Raw genomic sequence first — 15,972 nt, forward strand, 5'->3', positions numbered from 1 at the left:
AGCACGTGCCGACGCAGTCCCCCGTCGTCCCCGGGCCCCGAAATCCCGTCGGCCGCGGTGCCGAGACCGCACCCGATCCGCAGCCGGAACGGACCGCGGATCCGGCGACCCAGGCCTCGGGCGAGGTGACCGTCGTCGACCCCGCGATGGTCAAGCGCGCCGTGTCGGCCGCCGCGCTCGGCAACGCGATGGAGTGGTTCGACTTCGGCGTGTACAGCTACATCGCGGTCACCCTCGGGCATGTCTTCTTCCCGTCCGGGAACCCGACCGCGCAGTTGCTGTCGACGTTCGGAGCGTTCGCGGCCGCGTTCCTGGTGCGCCCCATCGGCGGCATGGTCTTCGGGCCGCTCGGTGACCGCATCGGCCGGCAGAAGGTCCTCGCGATCACCATGATCATGATGGCGGCGGGCACCTTCGCCATCGGCCTGATCCCGTCCTACGCCTCCATCGGCGTGGGCGCGCCCATCCTGCTGCTCGTCGCCCGCCTGGTGCAGGGCTTCTCCACCGGCGGCGAATACGGCGGCGCCTCCACCTTCATCGCCGAGTACGCGCCCGACAAGAAGCGCGGCTTCCTCGGCAGCTGGCTGGAGTTCGGCACGCTGGCCGGCTACGTCGGCGGTGCCGGCCTGGTCACCCTGATGACCGCGCTGCTGTCCACCGGCGACCTGAACTCGTGGGGCTGGCGCATCCCGTTCCTGATCGCCGGACCGATGGGCATCATCGGCCTCTACCTGCGGATGCGGCTGGAGGAGACCCCGGCCTTCGCGCAGCTGGAGAAGGCGGCGCGGAGCAAGGAGAAGGAGCGCCGCGAGGCCGAGAAGCGGATCGGCATCCGCGAGATGATCTTCGGCCAGTGGCGGTCCATGCTGCTGTGCATCGGCCTGGTCCTGGTCTTCAACGTCACGGACTACATGCTGCTGTCGTACATGCCGAGCTACCTGACCTCGGAGCTGAAGTACGACGAGACGCACGGGCTGCTGGTCGTGCTCGCCGTGATGGTCCTGATGATGGGCGTCCAGCCGCTCGCGGGCCGGCTCACCGACCGCTTCGGCCGCCGCCCGGTCATCGGCGCGGGCTGCCTGGGCTTCCTGGTGCTGTCGGTGCCCGCGCTGCTGCTGATCCGGCAGGGCTCGCTGGTCGCCATCGCCCTGGGCATGTCCGCGCTCGGCCTGCTGCTGGTCACCTTCACCTCGACGATGCCGTCCACGCTGCCCGCGCTGTTCCCGACCAAGGTGCGCTACGGCTCGCTGTCGATCGGCTTCAACGTCTCCGTGTCGCTCTTCGGCGGAACGACCCCGCTGGTGGTCACCGCCCTGATCGGAGCGACCGGCAACAAGATGATGCCCGCCTACTACATGATGGCGGCGGCCGTCATCGGCGGCATCGCCGTCCTGATGATGTCGGAAAGCGCCCGCAAGCCCCTGCCCGGCTCGCCCCCCGCCGTCGAGACCGAGGCCGAGGCCCAGGCCGTCCTCGAAGCGGCCCACCACGCCACCCCGGCCGCCGCAAAGGCCTGACCCACACCACGCGCACCACCCCGAGGGCCCGCCCGGAGACATCCGGCCGGGCCCTCGGGCGTTCCCGGCGTCGTCAGCCGAGCAGAGTTCCCCTTGCACACACTTGAAGCCTTCACAGAGGGGTGACAATGGCTGCGCTGGTCTATTTCAACAAGCTCTCCGAGGAGAGCACCGCTGTCGTCTACTCGTTCGGCGACAGCCCCTCGGAGATGACACGCACCCTCACCATGGACAGGGGTACGCGCAGGTCGCGGCCGGACGACGGAAACGTGGACCACTCGTTCCGCAACGCATCGCGAAAAATCAACGCCCTGTACGACGCGGAACATCAGTGGCCCGCACGCGGAATGAGCGCCTGCTGAAATCCGCAGTCCGGTAGCCCGGGCACCGCCCGCTTCGCCGCCGCCGGCACCCCATGCGGCAGGATGGAGCCATGAGCGTAGTCAAGATCAATGTGCTGACCGTCCCCGCCGAACAGCGTGAGGTGCTGGAGAAGCGCTTCGCCTCCCGTGCCGGCACCGTGGACTCCTCCGACGGCTTCGAGTGGTTCGAGCTGCTGCGCCCCGTCGAGGGCACCGACCAGTACCTCGTCTACACCCGCTGGCGGGACGAGGAGTCGTTCCAGGCGTGGATGGAGGGGCCGATGAAGGCCGCGCATCAGCAGGGTGGCGGTGACGGGGGTGGCGAGCGGCCCAAGCCCGCCGCCTCCGGGTCGACGCTGTGGTCCTTCGAGGTCGTGCAGCAGGCCGGGCCCAGGAAGGGCTGAGTCAGGGCGGCGGCAGCCGTCGAAAAGCATGGTGTGGGGTGCGGTTGCGGCCGTGACAATGCAGGCATGAATGAGGTCGCTCCGCTCCGTTCGTCGTGGGCCGTTGCCGTGGAGCCGGTGGATTCGCCGGATGCGGTGGGGCTGTTGCGCGAGTACTACACCGAGGTGGCCGACCGCTACTTCATGCTGCACGAGGGGCGTCGCTCCACGCCGCGGGAGATCGCGGAGGGGCTGGCGGAGTACCCCAGTGCCGATCTGCTGCCGCCGCGGGGCGTGTTGCTGGTGGCCCGGCACGGCGGGGAGGCGGCGGGCTGTGCCGGGGTGCGGCTGCTGGACGGGCGCACCGCGGAGCTGAAGCAGATGTTCGTGCGGGCCGGGCGGCGTGGGCGGGGCGGTGCGGGAGCGCTGCTGGGGGCCGCCGAGGCGGCCGCGGTGCGGCTGGGGGCCGGGCGGATCCGGCTGGACACCCGGCGGGACCTGGTCGAGGCGGTCGCGCTCTACCGGCGGCACGGCTTCGCGGAGATCGCGCCGTATCACGACGATCCCTATGCGGAGATTTTCTTCGAGAAGGGGTTGGGGGGTGGCTCGCTGTCCGGCTGAGTGGGCGGGTTCGGGACCGGCCCCCCGGGGGGGCGTCAACTTTCGTACGGGCGGGCTTACTTGGCCAGGTCGGGTGGGTGTGCGGCGGGCGGCCGGGTGCGGGGCGGCGTGCGGCGGGGGCCGTTGCGCTGGGGTTCCTCCGCGTCCGAGCCGCACAGTTCCGCCGTCAGCTCGCGGACGAGTTCGGTGAGGTCGGTGGGGCGGTCCTCGGTCCACCAGTCGCCCAGCAGCTCCGCGAGTGACTGCTGACGGGTCTGCGAGAGCCGGTCCGCGGTGTCCCGGCCGCGGTCGGTGAGCAGCAGCATCAGACCCTCGCGGGCGCCGAGTCCGCGCTCCTCGATCTGGCGGACGCCCTCGGCGACCACCCCGTACGGCACGGTGGTGCGTTCGGCGAGCAGCCCCGGCTCCACCGAGCCGTAGCGGTGGATGCGCAGGATCAGCCAGCTGGCGGCCGGTTTGAGGTCCAGTCCGGCCCGGGCGGTGATCTTCTCGTAGATGTCCTTGCGGCCCTCCATGCTGCCGAGTTTGGACAGCGCGCGGGCGACCTCGTCGCGCGAGGAGCGTTCGACGGGGTTGGAGGAGAGCACCTCGCTGGCGTCGGGGGCGGTGACACTGCCGCGCAGCGGCTCCTCCTTGAGGAACCAGGCCAGCACGAACGCCACCAGGACCAGCGGCACGGCGTAGAGGAACACATCGGTGATGGAGACGGCGTAGGCGTTCAGGACGCCGGCGGCCTGCCCGGCCGGCAGCCGGGACACGGTCCGCGGATCCTCGGCGATCCGCGCCGGGTCGACGCCCGGGGGCAGCGGATGGCCGGCGAGGGCGTCGGCGATCCGCGGGCGCAGGTTGTTGGCGAAGGCCGTGCCGAAGAGGGAGACGCCGAACGAGGCGCCGATCGAGCGGAAGAACGTGGCGCCGGAGGTGGCGACGCCCAGGTCCCGGTAGGGGACGGCGTTCTGCGCGATGAGCACCAGCACCTGCATCACCAGGCCCAGCCCGAAGCCGAAGACGAAGAAGCAGGCGCTCATCTCGGGCACGCCGCTGGACGGTTCGAGCTGGTGCAGCAACAGCAGGCCGACCGCGACGACGCCGGTGCCGGCGATCGGGAAGACCTTGTAGTGGCCGGTGCGGCTGACGATCTGGCCGGAGCCGGTGGAGGCCAGCAGCATGCCGAACACCATCGGCAGCATGTGGACGCCGGACAGGGTCGGTGTCACACCCTGCACGACCTGCAAGAACGTCGGGAGGTAGGTCATCGAGCCGAACATCGCGAAGCCGACGACGAAGCCGATGACGGCGGTGAGCGTGAAGGTGCGCAGCCGGAACAGCCGCAGCGGCAGCACCGGTTCGGCGGCCCGTCGCTCGATCGCCACGAACACCGCCAGCAGCACCGCGCCGAGCACCCCGAACCCGATGATCTGCCAGGAGCCCCACCCGTAGCTGACGCCGCCGAGCGAGGCCATCAGGACCAGGCAGGCGGCGGCCGCGGCGATGGTGACGGTGCCGAGGTAGTCGATCCGGTGCGGGGTGCGGCTGCGCGGGATGTGCAGCACGGCGGCGATGACGGCGAGCGCGACGATGCCGACGGGCACGTTGATGTAGAACACCCAGCGCCAGCTGAGGTGGTCCACGAACAGCCCGCCGAGCAGCGGGCCGAGCACGCTCGCACCGCCGAAGACGAAGCCGAACAGTCCCTGGTACTTGCCGCGTTCGCGCGGCGGCACGATGTCCCCGACGATCGCCATCGACAACGCGATCAGGCCGCCGCCGCCCAGCCCCTGCAGCGCCCGGAAGGCGATCAGCTCCCCGATGTTCTGCGCGATGCCGCACAGCACCGACCCGACCAGGAAGATCACGATGGCGGTCTGGAACAGCCTCTTGCGGCCGTACTGGTCACCGAGCTTGCCCCACAGGGGCGTCGCGGCCGTCGAGGCCAGCAGGTAGGCGGTGACCACCCAGGACAGATGGTCGAGGCCGCCGAGTTCGCTGACGATGGTGGGCAGCGCGGTGGCCACGATGGTCTGGTCGAGCGCCGCGAGGAGCATGCCGAGCAGCAGCGCCCCGATCGCGACGAGGATCGTCCGCCGGGACCGCTCCCCGCCGGGGACGGCGGGAGCGCCGGTGTCCTGCGCCATGAGCCTCTCCCTCTGTGCCGGGGTGTCCCTTGCGGTGCCGGTGCCGGGGCCGGGGCGGCGGGGCCCCGGTGGCCGTTTCGGCGGGCTCCGCGGCGGCCGTCCGGGCGGGCCGTGGCCTGCCGTTACGGGCCGCCGTCGGCCGCCCTCCCCAAGGGGGGCGGCCGTCGGATCTCTTCCATCCTGGGCGGTGGTGCCGGATATGGCTTGCCGAGCGGCGTCCGCCCTCCGGGGCCGTACGGGGGACGGTCGGGGCGTCGCGGGCCGGGCCGGGGCGACGCCAAGTCCGCCGGGCGGATGTCGCCGAGTGCCTGCGCGGGGCGGGTGGCGTCTGGATAATCGCTGCCGGTTCGAGGCATCCAGGGAGGGGTCCACTCGTGACGGCACGGAACTGCCCGCACTGCTCCGCCCCGGTACGCGGCGGCGGCCGCCCGTCCTGTCTGTGCGCGGCCATCGGCGCGGACGACTTCGACCCGCTGCGCGTTCGGCCGTACGTGTCACTGCCCGACGGGGAGGAGGACGCGGACGGGGCGGGCGCGGACCGGGGAGACGCGGACGAGGCCGGTGTGCACGGCGGCGGGCGGGGCGACCGGCTGGACGGCTTACCCGGGGTGGACGCGGCGGTGCACCGGGCCGGTGCCTCCACCCCCTCCACCCCTTCCGCTCCCGGCCCGCTCCTCCCCCGGCCCCGCCGCCGCTCCGGGCCGGCCTCCCGGACGTTCAACGCCTCCGAGGGACAGGCGTCCGGCGGTGCCCGGTCCGCACCGCGCCGCGCCGGTGTCCGCGCCCGGCCCGCCGTGCTGGTGGCCACCGGAGCCGCGGCGGCCGTCGCGGCGGCCCTGATCGGTACCGATGCCCTGTCCGGCGGCGCCCGGGACCGGGCGGCGCCGCCCGACCGCGGCGCCGCCTCGCCCAGCGCCGCGCTCCCCACCGGCGACGCCGCCACCCCGCGCGGGAAGGCCACCTCCCCCACCGCGCACCGCTCCCCGTCGCCGGAGCCCACCGCCGGCCCGTCCACGGCCACCGTGCGCCTCCCCGGGACCGGGCGCCCCCGTACCCCCACCCCCACCAGGGCGTCCGGCAGCGTCTCCGTCTCCCCCGGCAGTCCGACCCCCAGCGCGCCGCCCACCGGGCCGCCGGTGCTGCGCGAGGGGGCCGCCGGTCCGGAGGTGACGGAGTTACAGGAGCGTTTGCGGCAGCTCGGGCTCTACCAGGGCGCGGGCGGCGGGCGCTACGACGCGGAGGTGCGGGCCGCCGTCTCGCAATACCAGCGGCGCTACGGAGTGACCGCAGACCCGGACGGCGTCTACGGGCCCGGGACACGGGCGTCGCTGGAGTCCCGCACCGCCGAGCCGTAGCCCCCGGTACGAGGGCGCTGACCGGGGCGGTTGTCGGCACCCGGAATCGTTTTGTATCGTAGTCAAACAAAGTGGTTCCGCCCGCACTCCCTGACCGGCGGGCGGAACCGCTTGACCTCCTTCCGCGCGGCCGGGCCCGCCGGCCGCCTGCCCGTACGGGACTGTCTCCAAAGTCCCGCCTGCCTCGGGCGAACGACGGGACCGAGACACCCCCTAGCGCCCAGGAGCCCGCCGATGACGGCCACCACCACGCTCACCGCCCGCGCTCTGCTGCTCGACATGGACAGCACCCTCGTGAACTCCGAGGCCGTCGTCGAGCGCTGCTGGCGGCGCTGGGCGGCCGAGCAGGGCCTGGACGCGGACGAGGTGCTCGGCGTCGTGCACGGGCGGCAGGGCTGGGCGACCATGGCCGCGCTGCTCCCGGACCGTCCGAGGGAGCTCAACCTGGCGGACAACCGCCGGATGCTGGCGCAGGAGACCGCCGACATGGACGGCGTGGAGCCGGTCCCCGGCGCGCCCGCCTTCATGGCCGCCCTGGCCGGGCTCCCGCACGCCCTGGTGACCTCCGCCGACATCGCGCTCTCCGACGCCCGGATGGGCGCGGCCGGGCTGCCCATGCCGGAGGTGCGGATCACGGCGGAGAGCGTGGGCGCCAGCAAGCCCGACCCGGAAGGCTTCCTCAAGGGCGCCGCCGAACTGGGCTTCGCCCCCGCGGACTGCCTGGTCTTCGAGGACTCCGAGGCGGGCATCGAGGCGGGCCGGGCGGCCGGCATGCGGGTGATCGGCGTCGGTGACCGCGCCGCCGCCTTCGCCCCCACCGCGCAGGTACGCGACCTGACCCAGGTCCGCGTCGAGGCGCGGGCGGACGGCGTGCTCGCCCTCCACCTCACGCACTGAGGACCGGCCGCGCGCGGACGGCGAAGGGAGCGGGGCGGACCCGGCAGGCCCGCCCCGGCCCGCCTCAGCCCGCCTCAGCCCGCCTCAGCCCGCGATCGCCTCGTACAGGCTGAAGCCCGCCAGCACGAGCATCACGCACGCCGCGACCTTGGTGATCAGCCGCAGCGGGACGTACTTCATGAGGGTGCGGCCGCCCAGGATGCCCAGGGCCGCCACCGCCCACAGGGCCAGCACGGCGCCGACGCCGACCGAGAGCGGGGCGTCGTAGCGGGCCGCGAGGTTGGCGGTCATGATCTGGGTCAGATCGCCGAACTCGGCGACCAGGATCATCATGAAGCCCGCCCCGGAGACCTTCCAGAAGCTCTGATCGGCGGGCTTCTTCACCTCTTCCTCGTCGTCGTCCTTCCGGAAGAGCAGCACGGCGGCGCCCGCCAGGAAGAGCACACCCACCACGCCCTGCACCCAGCGGTGCGGAAGCAGGGTCAGCACGCTGCCCGCGGCGATGGCGAGCGCGACATGCACCAGGAAGGCGGCGGCCACACCGGCGAAGACGTAGGAGGCGCGGTAGCGGGTCCCGAGCATCAGGCCGGCGAGGGCGGTCTTGTCGGGAAGTTCGGCGAGGAAGACGACGCCGAAGACGACGGCGGCGATGGTGAAGCTGAACACGGGGTGGCATACCTCGATCGGTCGGGCCGCACCAAAGAGGCCCGGGGAAGGGGTCGCTTCGGCACGGCAGCGTCAAACACTGCGGCCGAAGGTCTCGCTGGCGCCGTACGGATGCGTACGGCGCTCCGGGCGCCGGCTCGCCACGTCGTCACCGCGCGCGAGGCGCGCTCCACCCCGGGGTGGTCGGACGACGGGAGGGCATTATGTCGACGGTCCGGCAGAGAGCTACTCCCCTTCTGCTGCCCCCGAGGGTACGCGGTGCAGCCGTCCGCGCGCGACCAGCTCCAGCACCACCGCACAGGCCGCCGCCTGCACCGCCAGCAGGGCGACCAGCACGAACAGCTGCACCGCCCCGGCCTGCACGGGTGAGGCGCCGCCCAGCAGCATGCCGACGAACGCGCCGGGGAGTGTGACCAACCCCACCGTCCGGGTCTGGTCGAGCCCCGGCAGCAGGGCGTCCGAGGCGGCCGGGCGGGCCACCTCCATCCGCGCCTCCCGGTCCGGCAGCCCCAGCGCGAGCCCCGCCTCGAACTCGCCGTGCCGTATCTCCAGCTCGTCCAGCGCCCGCCGCCCGCCCAGCACGGTGGCGGTCAGCGCGCCGCCGATCAGGATGCCGGTGACGGGCACGAGGCTCAGCCCGCGCGGCGGGACCAGTCCGGTGAGCAGCAGCAGGACGACGACCGGGACGACCCCGGCGGCGATCGGGACGGCGGCCCACCACCAGGTGTGGTTCCGGGTGACGCGGCGGCCGGCGGTCCGTACCGCCACCGCGAACATCAGCAGCAGGAAGCACAGCAGCCACGGCAGGGCGTGCACCACCCAGCCGATGAGGTAGGAGACGGCGGCGAGTTGGGCGGCCGCGCGCAGCCCGGCGACGGCGATGGCGCGGGCATGGCCGAGGCGTGCCGCGGCGGCGAGGGCGACGGCGGCGATCAGCAGGACGGCGAGGACGATCCCGAGGGTGGCGTTGACCGGCAGCAGCACGCGCTCACTGTAGGGGCGCGACCGGGGGCGTACGCGCGGGAGCGGTTCAACCGGAGTGCCGCCCTACGGTTTTGGCCGCCCGTCAGCCCTTGAAGTGACGTGGGCATGTCGCCAGGCTGTTACCTGGTGCCCCTCCCACGGAAACCCCACTTCGCCACCATGGGCCGCACCGCACGGCAACTTCCCCCCACATACAGGGAGTTTCGATGACAAAGGTCTACGCGCGTCGCGTTTCCGTCGCCGCGGGCGCGGCCGCCGCGCTGGTCGGCACGCTGGTGTTCAGCGGCCAGTCCGCCCAGGCGGCGCCGCCCAGCCCCCCGAGCGCGGCCACCGCACGCACCTATCTCGCCGCCCTCAAGGAGCAGCCCGAGGGCCCGCAGGACGGCTACAGCCGCGACAAGTTCCCGCACTGGATCGACCAGGGCAAGAACTGCAACACCCGCGAGGTGGTCCTCAAGCGGGACGGCACCGGCGTGCAGCAGGACGGCGGCTGCGCGGCCGTGCGCGGCAAGTGGGTCTCGCCGTACGACGGGGCGACCTGGACCAAGGCGGACGACCTCGACATCGACCACGTCGTACCGCTGTCCGAGGCGTGGAAGTCGGGCGCCGCGCAGTGGACCACCGCGCGGCGCCAGGAGCTGGCCAACGACCTCACCCACTCCCAGCTGATCGCCGTCACCGACAACCTCAACCAGGAGAAGGGGGACAAGGACCCGGCGAAGTGGCTGCCGCCGAAGACCTCGTACCGCTGCGAGTACGCGCGGATGTGGGTGTGGGTCAAGCATGAGTACGGCATGACCGCGGACTCCGCCGAGAAGGCCGCGCTGAAGAAGATCCTGGGCGGCTGCTGAGCCCTCCCGCCCCGGTGCCCGCCCGCCGGCCGGACCTCTCCGGCCGGCGGGCGCGCCGCCACCCGGCCCGGCGCCCCGCGCGGTGTGCTCCTATCCTCTGACCCACGACAAGGGGAGGCACCGATGGCCGGACTGCGCTTGGGGCCGCTGCTGCGGTACGTCGACGCCACCAGCGCGACCGTATGGGTGGAGACCGACCGGCCGTGCGAGGTGCGGATCCGCTGCGACGGCGGGGCGCAGGGCGCGGAACACACCTGGCAGGTGGCCGGACACCACTACGCGCTGGTCCCGGTGACCGGTCTGCCCCCCGGCAGCGAGACGCCCTACCAGGTGCTGCTGGACGAGCCGGGGGCGCATCCCGGCGGCGGGGAGCAGGTCTGGCCGCCGCCCGGCAGCCCCTTCCCCGCGAGCATCATCCGCACCCTCCCCGCCTCCCCGACGGCGCCGCTGCGCTTCGCCTTCGGCTCCTGCCGCTGGTCCGCGACGCCCTCGGACGCGCACGACCCGGTCGGCCCGGACGCCCTGGACGCCCTCGCCGCCACCCTCGCCGCCGATCCCGCCCGGCAACGCCCGGACGTGCTGCTGCTGTTGGGCGACCAGGTCTACGCCGACCAGACCTCCGAAGCGACCGCCCGCGTGCTGGCCGCCCGCCGCGATGTCACCGAGCCGCCGTGGAAGCAGGTCGCCGACTACGAGGAATACACCCACCTCTACTACGAGTCCTGGCTCGACCCGAGGGTCCGCTGGCTGCTGTCCACCGTCCCCAGCTGCATGATCTTCGACGATCACGATGTGATCGACGACTGGAACACCTCGGCGTCCTGGCTGGCCCGGATGCGGGCGACGCCGTGGTGGCGCGAGCGAATCCTCGGCGGTCTGATGTCGTACTGGGTGCACCAGCACCTGGGCAATCTGTCGCCCGCGGAACTGGCCGCCGACGCGGTGTACGCCCGGGTGCGGGCCGCCGAGGACGGCACCGGCCCGGTACGGGAGTTCGCGGCCGCCGCGGACCGCGATCCGGCGGGCGTGCGCTGGAGCTACCGCCGGGACTTCGGCCGGGTGCGGCTGGTCATGATCGACACCCGGGCCGGCCGCGCCCTGGAGGAGAGCGGCCGCGCCATGCTCGACAAGGCCGAGGGCGAGTGGCTGCGGCAGGCGGTGCTGGACGGGCGCGGCGGCTACGACCATCTGCTGCTCGGCAGTTCGCTGCCCTGGCTCCTGCCGCACCTCGTCCATGCCGCCGAGGGCTGGAACGCCGCGCTGTGCGCCGGTGAGCGCGGCCCGCGCTGGGCCCGGCGCAGCGAAGCCCTGCGCCGGCGGGCCGACCTGGAGCACTGGGCGGCGTTCCCCGGCTCGTTCGCCGCGCTCGGCGAGCTGATCGCCGAGGCGGGTTCGGGCGACCGGGCGCCGGCGACGGTCTGTGTGCTGTCCGGGGATGTGCACCACGCCTACGTGGCCGAGCCGCGGCGGCGCGGCCCCGGCCCGCACCCCACGAGCCGGGTGCTGCAGCTGACCTGCTCGCCCGTCCACAACAGCATTCCCCGCGTCCTGCAGGCCGGTTTCCGCTTCGGCTGGAGCCGCCCCGGCCGGTGGCTGGGCAAGCTGCTGGCCCGGCACGGACGGCTGCCCCGGCCGCCGGTGAAGTGGCGGCGCACCGGCGGCCCGTGGTTCGGCAACCAGCTGATGACGCTGACGCTGGCGGGCCGTGCGGCGCGCCTGGCCCTGGATCAGGCCCGCCGGGAGCGGCCGGGCGGTGTCCGGCTCGTGACGGTCTGGCGCGCCGAGGTGGCCGGTGCCCGCCCTGACGGGGAATCCACCGGTGCGGGCGGTCCGGTACCGGGGACGGAACGGCCGTAGAGCGGAGGAGGCGGGCGGCCCGGCGCCGGGGAGCGGCCGGGGGTGCTCCACCGCGGCGCGCCGGGGCGGCCGGTGCGGCGTCGTTCCCCGCCGTACCCGGGCGTCGGGGCCGTACCCGGGGCGGTGATGATGGGGCGCACGTTCGCCCGTCGCCCGCACCGGGCGGCCGCGCCCTCGGGCGCCGGCCGTCCGCCGTCCCAGGGAGCCCGCCTTGGCCGCCGACCGCCCAGCCGACCGCCGCGCCCGGCCCGCCCTCGCCCTGGTGGGCGCCGGACCGCGCGGCACCAGCGTGCTGGAGCGGCTCTGCGCCTCGGCCGCCGAACTGGCCCCGGACACCGCGCTGACCGTCCATGTCCTCGATCCGGCCCCGCCCGGCGCCGGGCAGGTGTGGCGCACCGCCCAGCCGCCCGAGCTGCTGATGAACACGGTGGCCTCGCAGATCACGCTGTTCACCGACGACAGCGTCGAGTGCGCCGGCCCGATACGCCCCGGGCCGAGCCTCTACGACTGGGAGGGCTGCGGGGTCGGCCCGGACGACTATCCGGGGCGGGCGCTGTACGGCCGCTATCTGGAGTGGGTCTTCCGCCGCACGGTGCGCACCGCTCCCGCCGGGGTGACGGTGGTGGTGCACCGGGCCCGGGCCGTGCGACTGACCGAGGCGCCCGACGGCTCGCAGTCGCTGGCCCTCGACGACGGCCGGGCGCTGGACGGCCTGTCCGCGGTGGTCCTCGCCCAGGGCCACCTGCCGACCGCACCGGACGACGAGCAGCGGCGGCTGGCCGACCACGCCGCCGCGCACGGTCTGCACTACCTGCCGCCGGCCAACCCCGCCGACCTCACCGCCGAGCTGGCGGAGCTGGCCCCGGGCCGCCCGGTACTGCTGCGCGGCCTCGGCCTCACCTTCTTCGACCACATGGCGCTGCTGACGACGGCCCGCGGCGGCCGGTTCGTCCGCGGCACGGACGGGACGACGGTGTATCAGCCGTCCGGCCGTGAGCCGCGGCTGTACGCGGGCTCCCGGCGCGGCATCCCGTACCACGCGCGCGGCGACAACGCGAAGGGCGCCCACGGCCGCCATCTGCCGCTGCTGCTCACCCCGGAGGTGACCGCGGCGTTCCGCGGGCGCGCCGACTCCGGCGACCGGCCCGACTTCCTGACGGAGGTCTGGCCCCTGGTGGCCAAGGAGGTGGAGACGGTCTACTACGAGGCGCTGCTCACGGAGCGCGGCGCGGGGCGCGCGCCGGTGCGCCGCTTCCGGGAGTCGTTCCTCGCCGCCGCGCACCGCGGCCCCGAGGAGGCCGCCGCCCTGGACGCCTTCGGGATCACGCCGGCCGCACGCTGGGACTGGGACCGCCTGGCCAGGCCGCACACGGAGCGCTCCTTCGCCGACCGCGCGGCCTTCCGCGCCTGGCTGCTGGACCATCTGCGCACGGACATCGCGCACGCCCGGCGGAACAACGTGTCCGGCCCGGTCAAGGCGGCCCTCGACGTCCTGCGGGATCTGCGCAACGAGCTGCGGCGGATCGTCGACCACGGCGGGCTGGCGGGCACGTCCCGCCGGGACCATCTGGACCGCTGGTACACCCCGTTCAACGCCTTCTTGTCCATCGGGCCGCCGCGGCGCCGGATCGAGGAGATGACCGCGCTGATCGAGGCGGGGGTGCTGGAGGTGATCGGCCCGCGGATGGCGGTCCGGCCCGGCACCGCCGACGGCCACGGGCCCGGTTTCACGGCCCGTTCCCCCGAGGTGGCGGGGTCGGAGGTGACGGCGGCGGCACTGATCGAGGCGCGGCTGCCGGAGCCGGATCTGCGGCGCACCGGGGATCCGCTGCTGGCCCGGCTGCTGGCCGACGGCGGCTGCCGTCCGCACGCCGTGGACGGCTACGAGACGGGCGGGCTCGATGTGACGCCGAGCCCGTTCCGTCTGATCGGGGCCGACGGCCGGCCCCATCCGCGGCGTTTCGCGGTGGGGGTGCCGACGGAGGGGGCCCACTGGGTGACGGCGGCCGGGGCCCGCCCCGGGGTGGGGTCGGTCACCCTCGCCGACACGGACGCGGTGGCGCGGGCGGCGCTGCGGGCCGCGGTCGCGGGGCCGCACGCGGGTTCCGGGGCGGGCACCGACACGGTTCCGGCTGCGCGATCGGCGTCTTCGAGCCAAAGGTCCGGTATGGCCAGAGGTTGAACTTGCAAGTACTGATTAGGTGTCCCTAACCTGTGCCTCCAGCGGTTACCCGTCCCCGAAAACCGTAGGAGCCCCCACATGTCCGCACCCCTGGACGCAACCCTCCAGAGATGCACCCCGCACGTCCTCGCCCTCTTCCGCGTCGTCGTCGGGCTGCTCTTCGCCTGCCACGGCGCGTCCTCGCTCTTCGGTGTCCTCGGCGGCGCCATGGGCCAGGGCGGCACCGTTCCCGCCGGCAGCTGGCCGGGCTGGTACGCCGCGGTGATCCAGCTGGCCGGCGGCCTCCTGGTGATCTTCGGCCTGGGCACCCGCCCCGCGGCCCTGGTCAGCTCCGGCTCGATGGCGTACGCCTACTTCTCCACCCACCAGGGCACGGCGCTGTGGCCGATCCAGAACGGCGGCGAGGCGGCCGCGATGTTCGCCTGGGCCTTCCTGCTGGTCTTCTTCACCGGCCCCGGCTCCTGGGCGCTGGACCGGGTCTTCTTCGGCGCGCGCGCACGGACGGCGGCCCCGGCCGCTCAGCAGGAGCCGTCCACCGTCTGACGCACCGTCCCCGGCGCACCCCGGCGCCACCGCATGTCCCGCGGCCCGTACGGCTTCCCCGCCGTACGGGCCGTGTGGCATTCCCGGCCGTACGGGCCGTGTGGCGTTCCCGGCCGCACCGCCCCCTCGGAATCCCCCCGTCCACCCACCCGGAAGAGGCCCGGGAACCCAGGCGTACGCTGTATGGCTGAAGGGCCGCCCCTGCCGCACCGAGCGACGTCGCGGCGGGGTTCGGACCGGGAGTGGCACGTTGCTGGAAAGCCTGGGGTCCCTCAGTGGCACCCCGTGGGTGTATGTGGTCGTCAGTTGCTCGATCGTGCTCGACGTCTTCGTCCCGATCCTGCCCAGCGGGATCCTGGTGATCGCCGCGGCCACCACCTCCGCGGGCGCCGGAAGCGCCGCGCACGCGGTCGGCCGTGTCGAGGCCGCGTCCGTCCACGGCGGCGCCCATCTGGCCGGGGTGTTCGCACTGCTGCTGTGCGCCGCCGGCGCCTCCGTCCTCGGCGACATGGTCGCCTACCGCCTCGCCCGGCGCGGCGGCGACCGCTTCGACCGTGCCATGGGCCGCTCCCGACGGCTGACCGCGGCACAACGGCGGCTGGGTGCCGCACTCAGCCGGGGCGGCGGCATCGTCGTCGTCCTGGCCCGCTTCGCGCCCGCCGGACGGTCGGTGGTCAGCCTGGGCGCCGGGGTCGCCCACCGCACGGTCCGCGAGTTCCTGCCCTGGTCCGCGCTGGCCGGCCTGGCCTGGGCCGCCTACAGCGTGAGCCTGGGCTACTTCGGCGGCCAGTGGCTCGGCACGTCCTGGGTCGGCACGGCCCTCTCGGTCGCCGCCCTCTTCGCCGCCGGATCGGCCGCCGCCTTCCTGATGCGCCGCCCGGAACGCCCCGCCGCGCACTGACCGGCGGACGTGGGGCGGGGGACGGATGACGGGTCCGACGGCGGTCCGCTCACGGGCCCGTCGAGGCGCTTCCCTCAGCCGCCGGAGCGGCCGCCGGCGCACGGAATTCCGCCGGCCGGCCGCCGGATCCCGGTGTGACGATGACCCGCATGAGCGGCACCGGCACACCCGACGGAGCACACGGCCACGAGGGCGCCCCCGGCACCTGGCGGCCGCGCCCCGAGACCACCGCCGACCGGCCGGCCGTCCGCCGCATCCACCTCGCCGCCTTCGGGGAGCCCGGGGAGGCCGACCTCGTCGAGGCGCTGCGCCGCGACCCGGCGGCCTGGCTGCCGGGGCTGTCCTGGGTCGCGGACGCACCGGACGGCACCCCGGGCCGCCCATGCCCTGCTGACCCGCTGTCAGGTCGGCGAGGAGCCCGCCGTGGCGCTCGCCCCCTGCGCGGTGCTGCCCGCGTATCAGCGGTGCGGTGCGGGGGCGGCGGTGATCCGGGCGCTGCCGGCGGCGGCGCGGGCGGCCGGCGAGCGGACCGCGATCGTGCTCGGCCACCCGGCGTACAACCCGCGCTTCGGCTTCGTGCCGGCCGCCTCCCGGTACGGCACCCTGCCCCCGCAGCCCTGGCCGGAGGAGGCCTTCCTGGCGCTCTCCCTGGACGGCTCCCCGCCCCCCGCGCGGCACGGTGCGCTACGCCGCGGCGTTCGGCACCGGCTGACGAAGG

The 15,972-nt window shown here is 74.3% G+C and carries 14 protein-coding genes and 1 pseudogene; 12 read left to right on the top strand and 3 right to left on the bottom strand.

Features of this window, described 5'->3' with window-relative positions; translation table 11 throughout:
• The first annotated feature begins 5 nt into the window (after nucleotides 1-5).
• The 4 genes from proP to ACQP17_RS11070 all read left to right on the top strand — a co-directional run bounded on the left by proP (nucleotide 6) and on the right by ACQP17_RS11070 (nucleotide 2,883).
• Complete coding sequence (gene proP, locus ACQP17_RS11055) at nucleotides 6-1,517, top strand: glycine betaine/L-proline transporter ProP (protein WP_433856113.1); 1,512 nt, start codon at nucleotides 6-8, stop codon at nucleotides 1,515-1,517.
• Nucleotides 1,518-1,645: 128 nt separating this feature from the next.
• Nucleotides 1,646-1,879, top strand: coding sequence for a hypothetical protein (locus ACQP17_RS11060; protein WP_433856114.1), 234 nt, complete (start codon nucleotides 1,646-1,648; stop codon nucleotides 1,877-1,879).
• Nucleotides 1,880-1,950: 71 nt separating this feature from the next.
• Nucleotides 1,951-2,283 carry an antibiotic biosynthesis monooxygenase family protein gene (locus ACQP17_RS11065; protein WP_329151565.1) on the top strand — a complete coding sequence of 111 codons (333 nt, stop codon included), beginning with the start codon at nucleotides 1,951-1,953 and terminating at the stop codon, nucleotides 2,281-2,283.
• Between the two features lie 66 nt (nucleotides 2,284-2,349).
• Nucleotides 2,350-2,883, top strand: coding sequence for a GNAT family N-acetyltransferase (locus ACQP17_RS11070; RefSeq protein ID WP_433856115.1), 534 nt, complete (start codon nucleotides 2,350-2,352; stop codon nucleotides 2,881-2,883).
• Nucleotides 2,884-2,939: 56 nt separating this feature from the next.
• Here ACQP17_RS11070 and ACQP17_RS11075 read toward each other — a convergent pair whose 3' ends face one another.
• Nucleotides 2,940-5,018, bottom strand: a complete 2,079-nt coding sequence (locus ACQP17_RS11075; RefSeq protein ID WP_433856116.1) for a DHA2 family efflux MFS transporter permease subunit — start codon at nucleotides 5,016-5,018, stop codon at nucleotides 2,940-2,942.
• A gap of 374 nt (nucleotides 5,019-5,392) precedes the next feature.
• Between ACQP17_RS11075 and ACQP17_RS11080 the strand changes: the two genes are divergently transcribed.
• Both ACQP17_RS11080 and ACQP17_RS11085 read left to right on the top strand, forming a co-directional pair.
• Nucleotides 5,393-6,373 carry a peptidoglycan-binding protein gene (locus ACQP17_RS11080; RefSeq protein ID WP_433856117.1) on the top strand — a complete coding sequence of 327 codons (981 nt, stop codon included), beginning with the start codon at nucleotides 5,393-5,395 and terminating at the stop codon, nucleotides 6,371-6,373.
• A gap of 234 nt (nucleotides 6,374-6,607) precedes the next feature.
• Entirely contained in the window at nucleotides 6,608-7,270 is a 663-nt protein-coding gene (locus tag ACQP17_RS11085) for an HAD-IA family hydrolase (protein ID WP_433856118.1), read from the top strand.
• An 84-nt stretch (nucleotides 7,271-7,354) separates the two neighbouring features.
• Here the strand turns inward: ACQP17_RS11085 and ACQP17_RS11090 are convergent, their stop codons facing one another.
• Together ACQP17_RS11090 and ACQP17_RS11095 are read right to left on the bottom strand one after the other, a co-directional pair.
• Entirely contained in the window at nucleotides 7,355-7,936 is a 582-nt protein-coding gene (locus ACQP17_RS11090) for a TMEM165/GDT1 family protein (RefSeq protein ID WP_329151560.1), read from the bottom strand.
• A gap of 225 nt (nucleotides 7,937-8,161) precedes the next feature.
• Complete coding sequence (locus ACQP17_RS11095) at nucleotides 8,162-8,920, bottom strand: ABC transporter permease (RefSeq protein ID WP_433856119.1); 759 nt, start codon at nucleotides 8,918-8,920, stop codon at nucleotides 8,162-8,164.
• Between the two features lie 206 nt (nucleotides 8,921-9,126).
• Between ACQP17_RS11095 and ACQP17_RS11100 the strand changes: the two genes are divergently transcribed.
• The 6 genes and pseudogenes from ACQP17_RS11100 to ACQP17_RS11125 all read left to right on the top strand — a co-directional run bounded on the left by ACQP17_RS11100 (nucleotide 9,127) and on the right by ACQP17_RS11125 (nucleotide 15,966).
• Nucleotides 9,127-9,771 carry an HNH endonuclease family protein gene (locus tag ACQP17_RS11100; RefSeq protein WP_433856120.1) on the top strand — a complete coding sequence of 215 codons (645 nt, stop codon included), beginning with the start codon at nucleotides 9,127-9,129 and terminating at the stop codon, nucleotides 9,769-9,771.
• 123 nt (nucleotides 9,772-9,894) lie between these two features.
• Nucleotides 9,895-11,628 carry an alkaline phosphatase D family protein gene (locus ACQP17_RS11105; protein ID WP_433856121.1) on the top strand — a complete coding sequence of 578 codons (1,734 nt, stop codon included), beginning with the start codon at nucleotides 9,895-9,897 and terminating at the stop codon, nucleotides 11,626-11,628.
• 211 nt (nucleotides 11,629-11,839) lie between these two features.
• Nucleotides 11,840-13,810 (top strand): FAD/NAD(P)-binding protein, encoded by a 1,971-nt coding sequence (locus ACQP17_RS11110; protein WP_433856122.1) that lies wholly within the window; start codon nucleotides 11,840-11,842, stop codon nucleotides 13,808-13,810.
• A 78-nt stretch (nucleotides 13,811-13,888) separates the two neighbouring features.
• Nucleotides 13,889-14,353 carry a DoxX family protein gene (locus tag ACQP17_RS11115; protein ID WP_433856123.1) on the top strand — a complete coding sequence of 155 codons (465 nt, stop codon included), beginning with the start codon at nucleotides 13,889-13,891 and terminating at the stop codon, nucleotides 14,351-14,353.
• Nucleotides 14,354-14,603: 250 nt separating this feature from the next.
• A complete protein-coding gene (locus tag ACQP17_RS11120) occupies nucleotides 14,604-15,254 on the top strand; it encodes a DedA family protein (protein ID WP_433856124.1) in 651 nt (216 codons plus the stop codon).
• A gap of 149 nt (nucleotides 15,255-15,403) precedes the next feature.
• A pseudogene (locus ACQP17_RS11125) lies at nucleotides 15,404-15,966 on the top strand (GNAT family N-acetyltransferase).
• The last annotated feature ends 6 nt before the right edge of the window (nucleotides 15,967-15,972 follow it).

This window comes from Streptomyces kronopolitis, from assembly GCF_050953795.1.
Classification (GTDB): domain Bacteria; phylum Actinomycetota; class Actinomycetes; order Streptomycetales; family Streptomycetaceae; genus Streptomyces; species Streptomyces kronopolitis_A.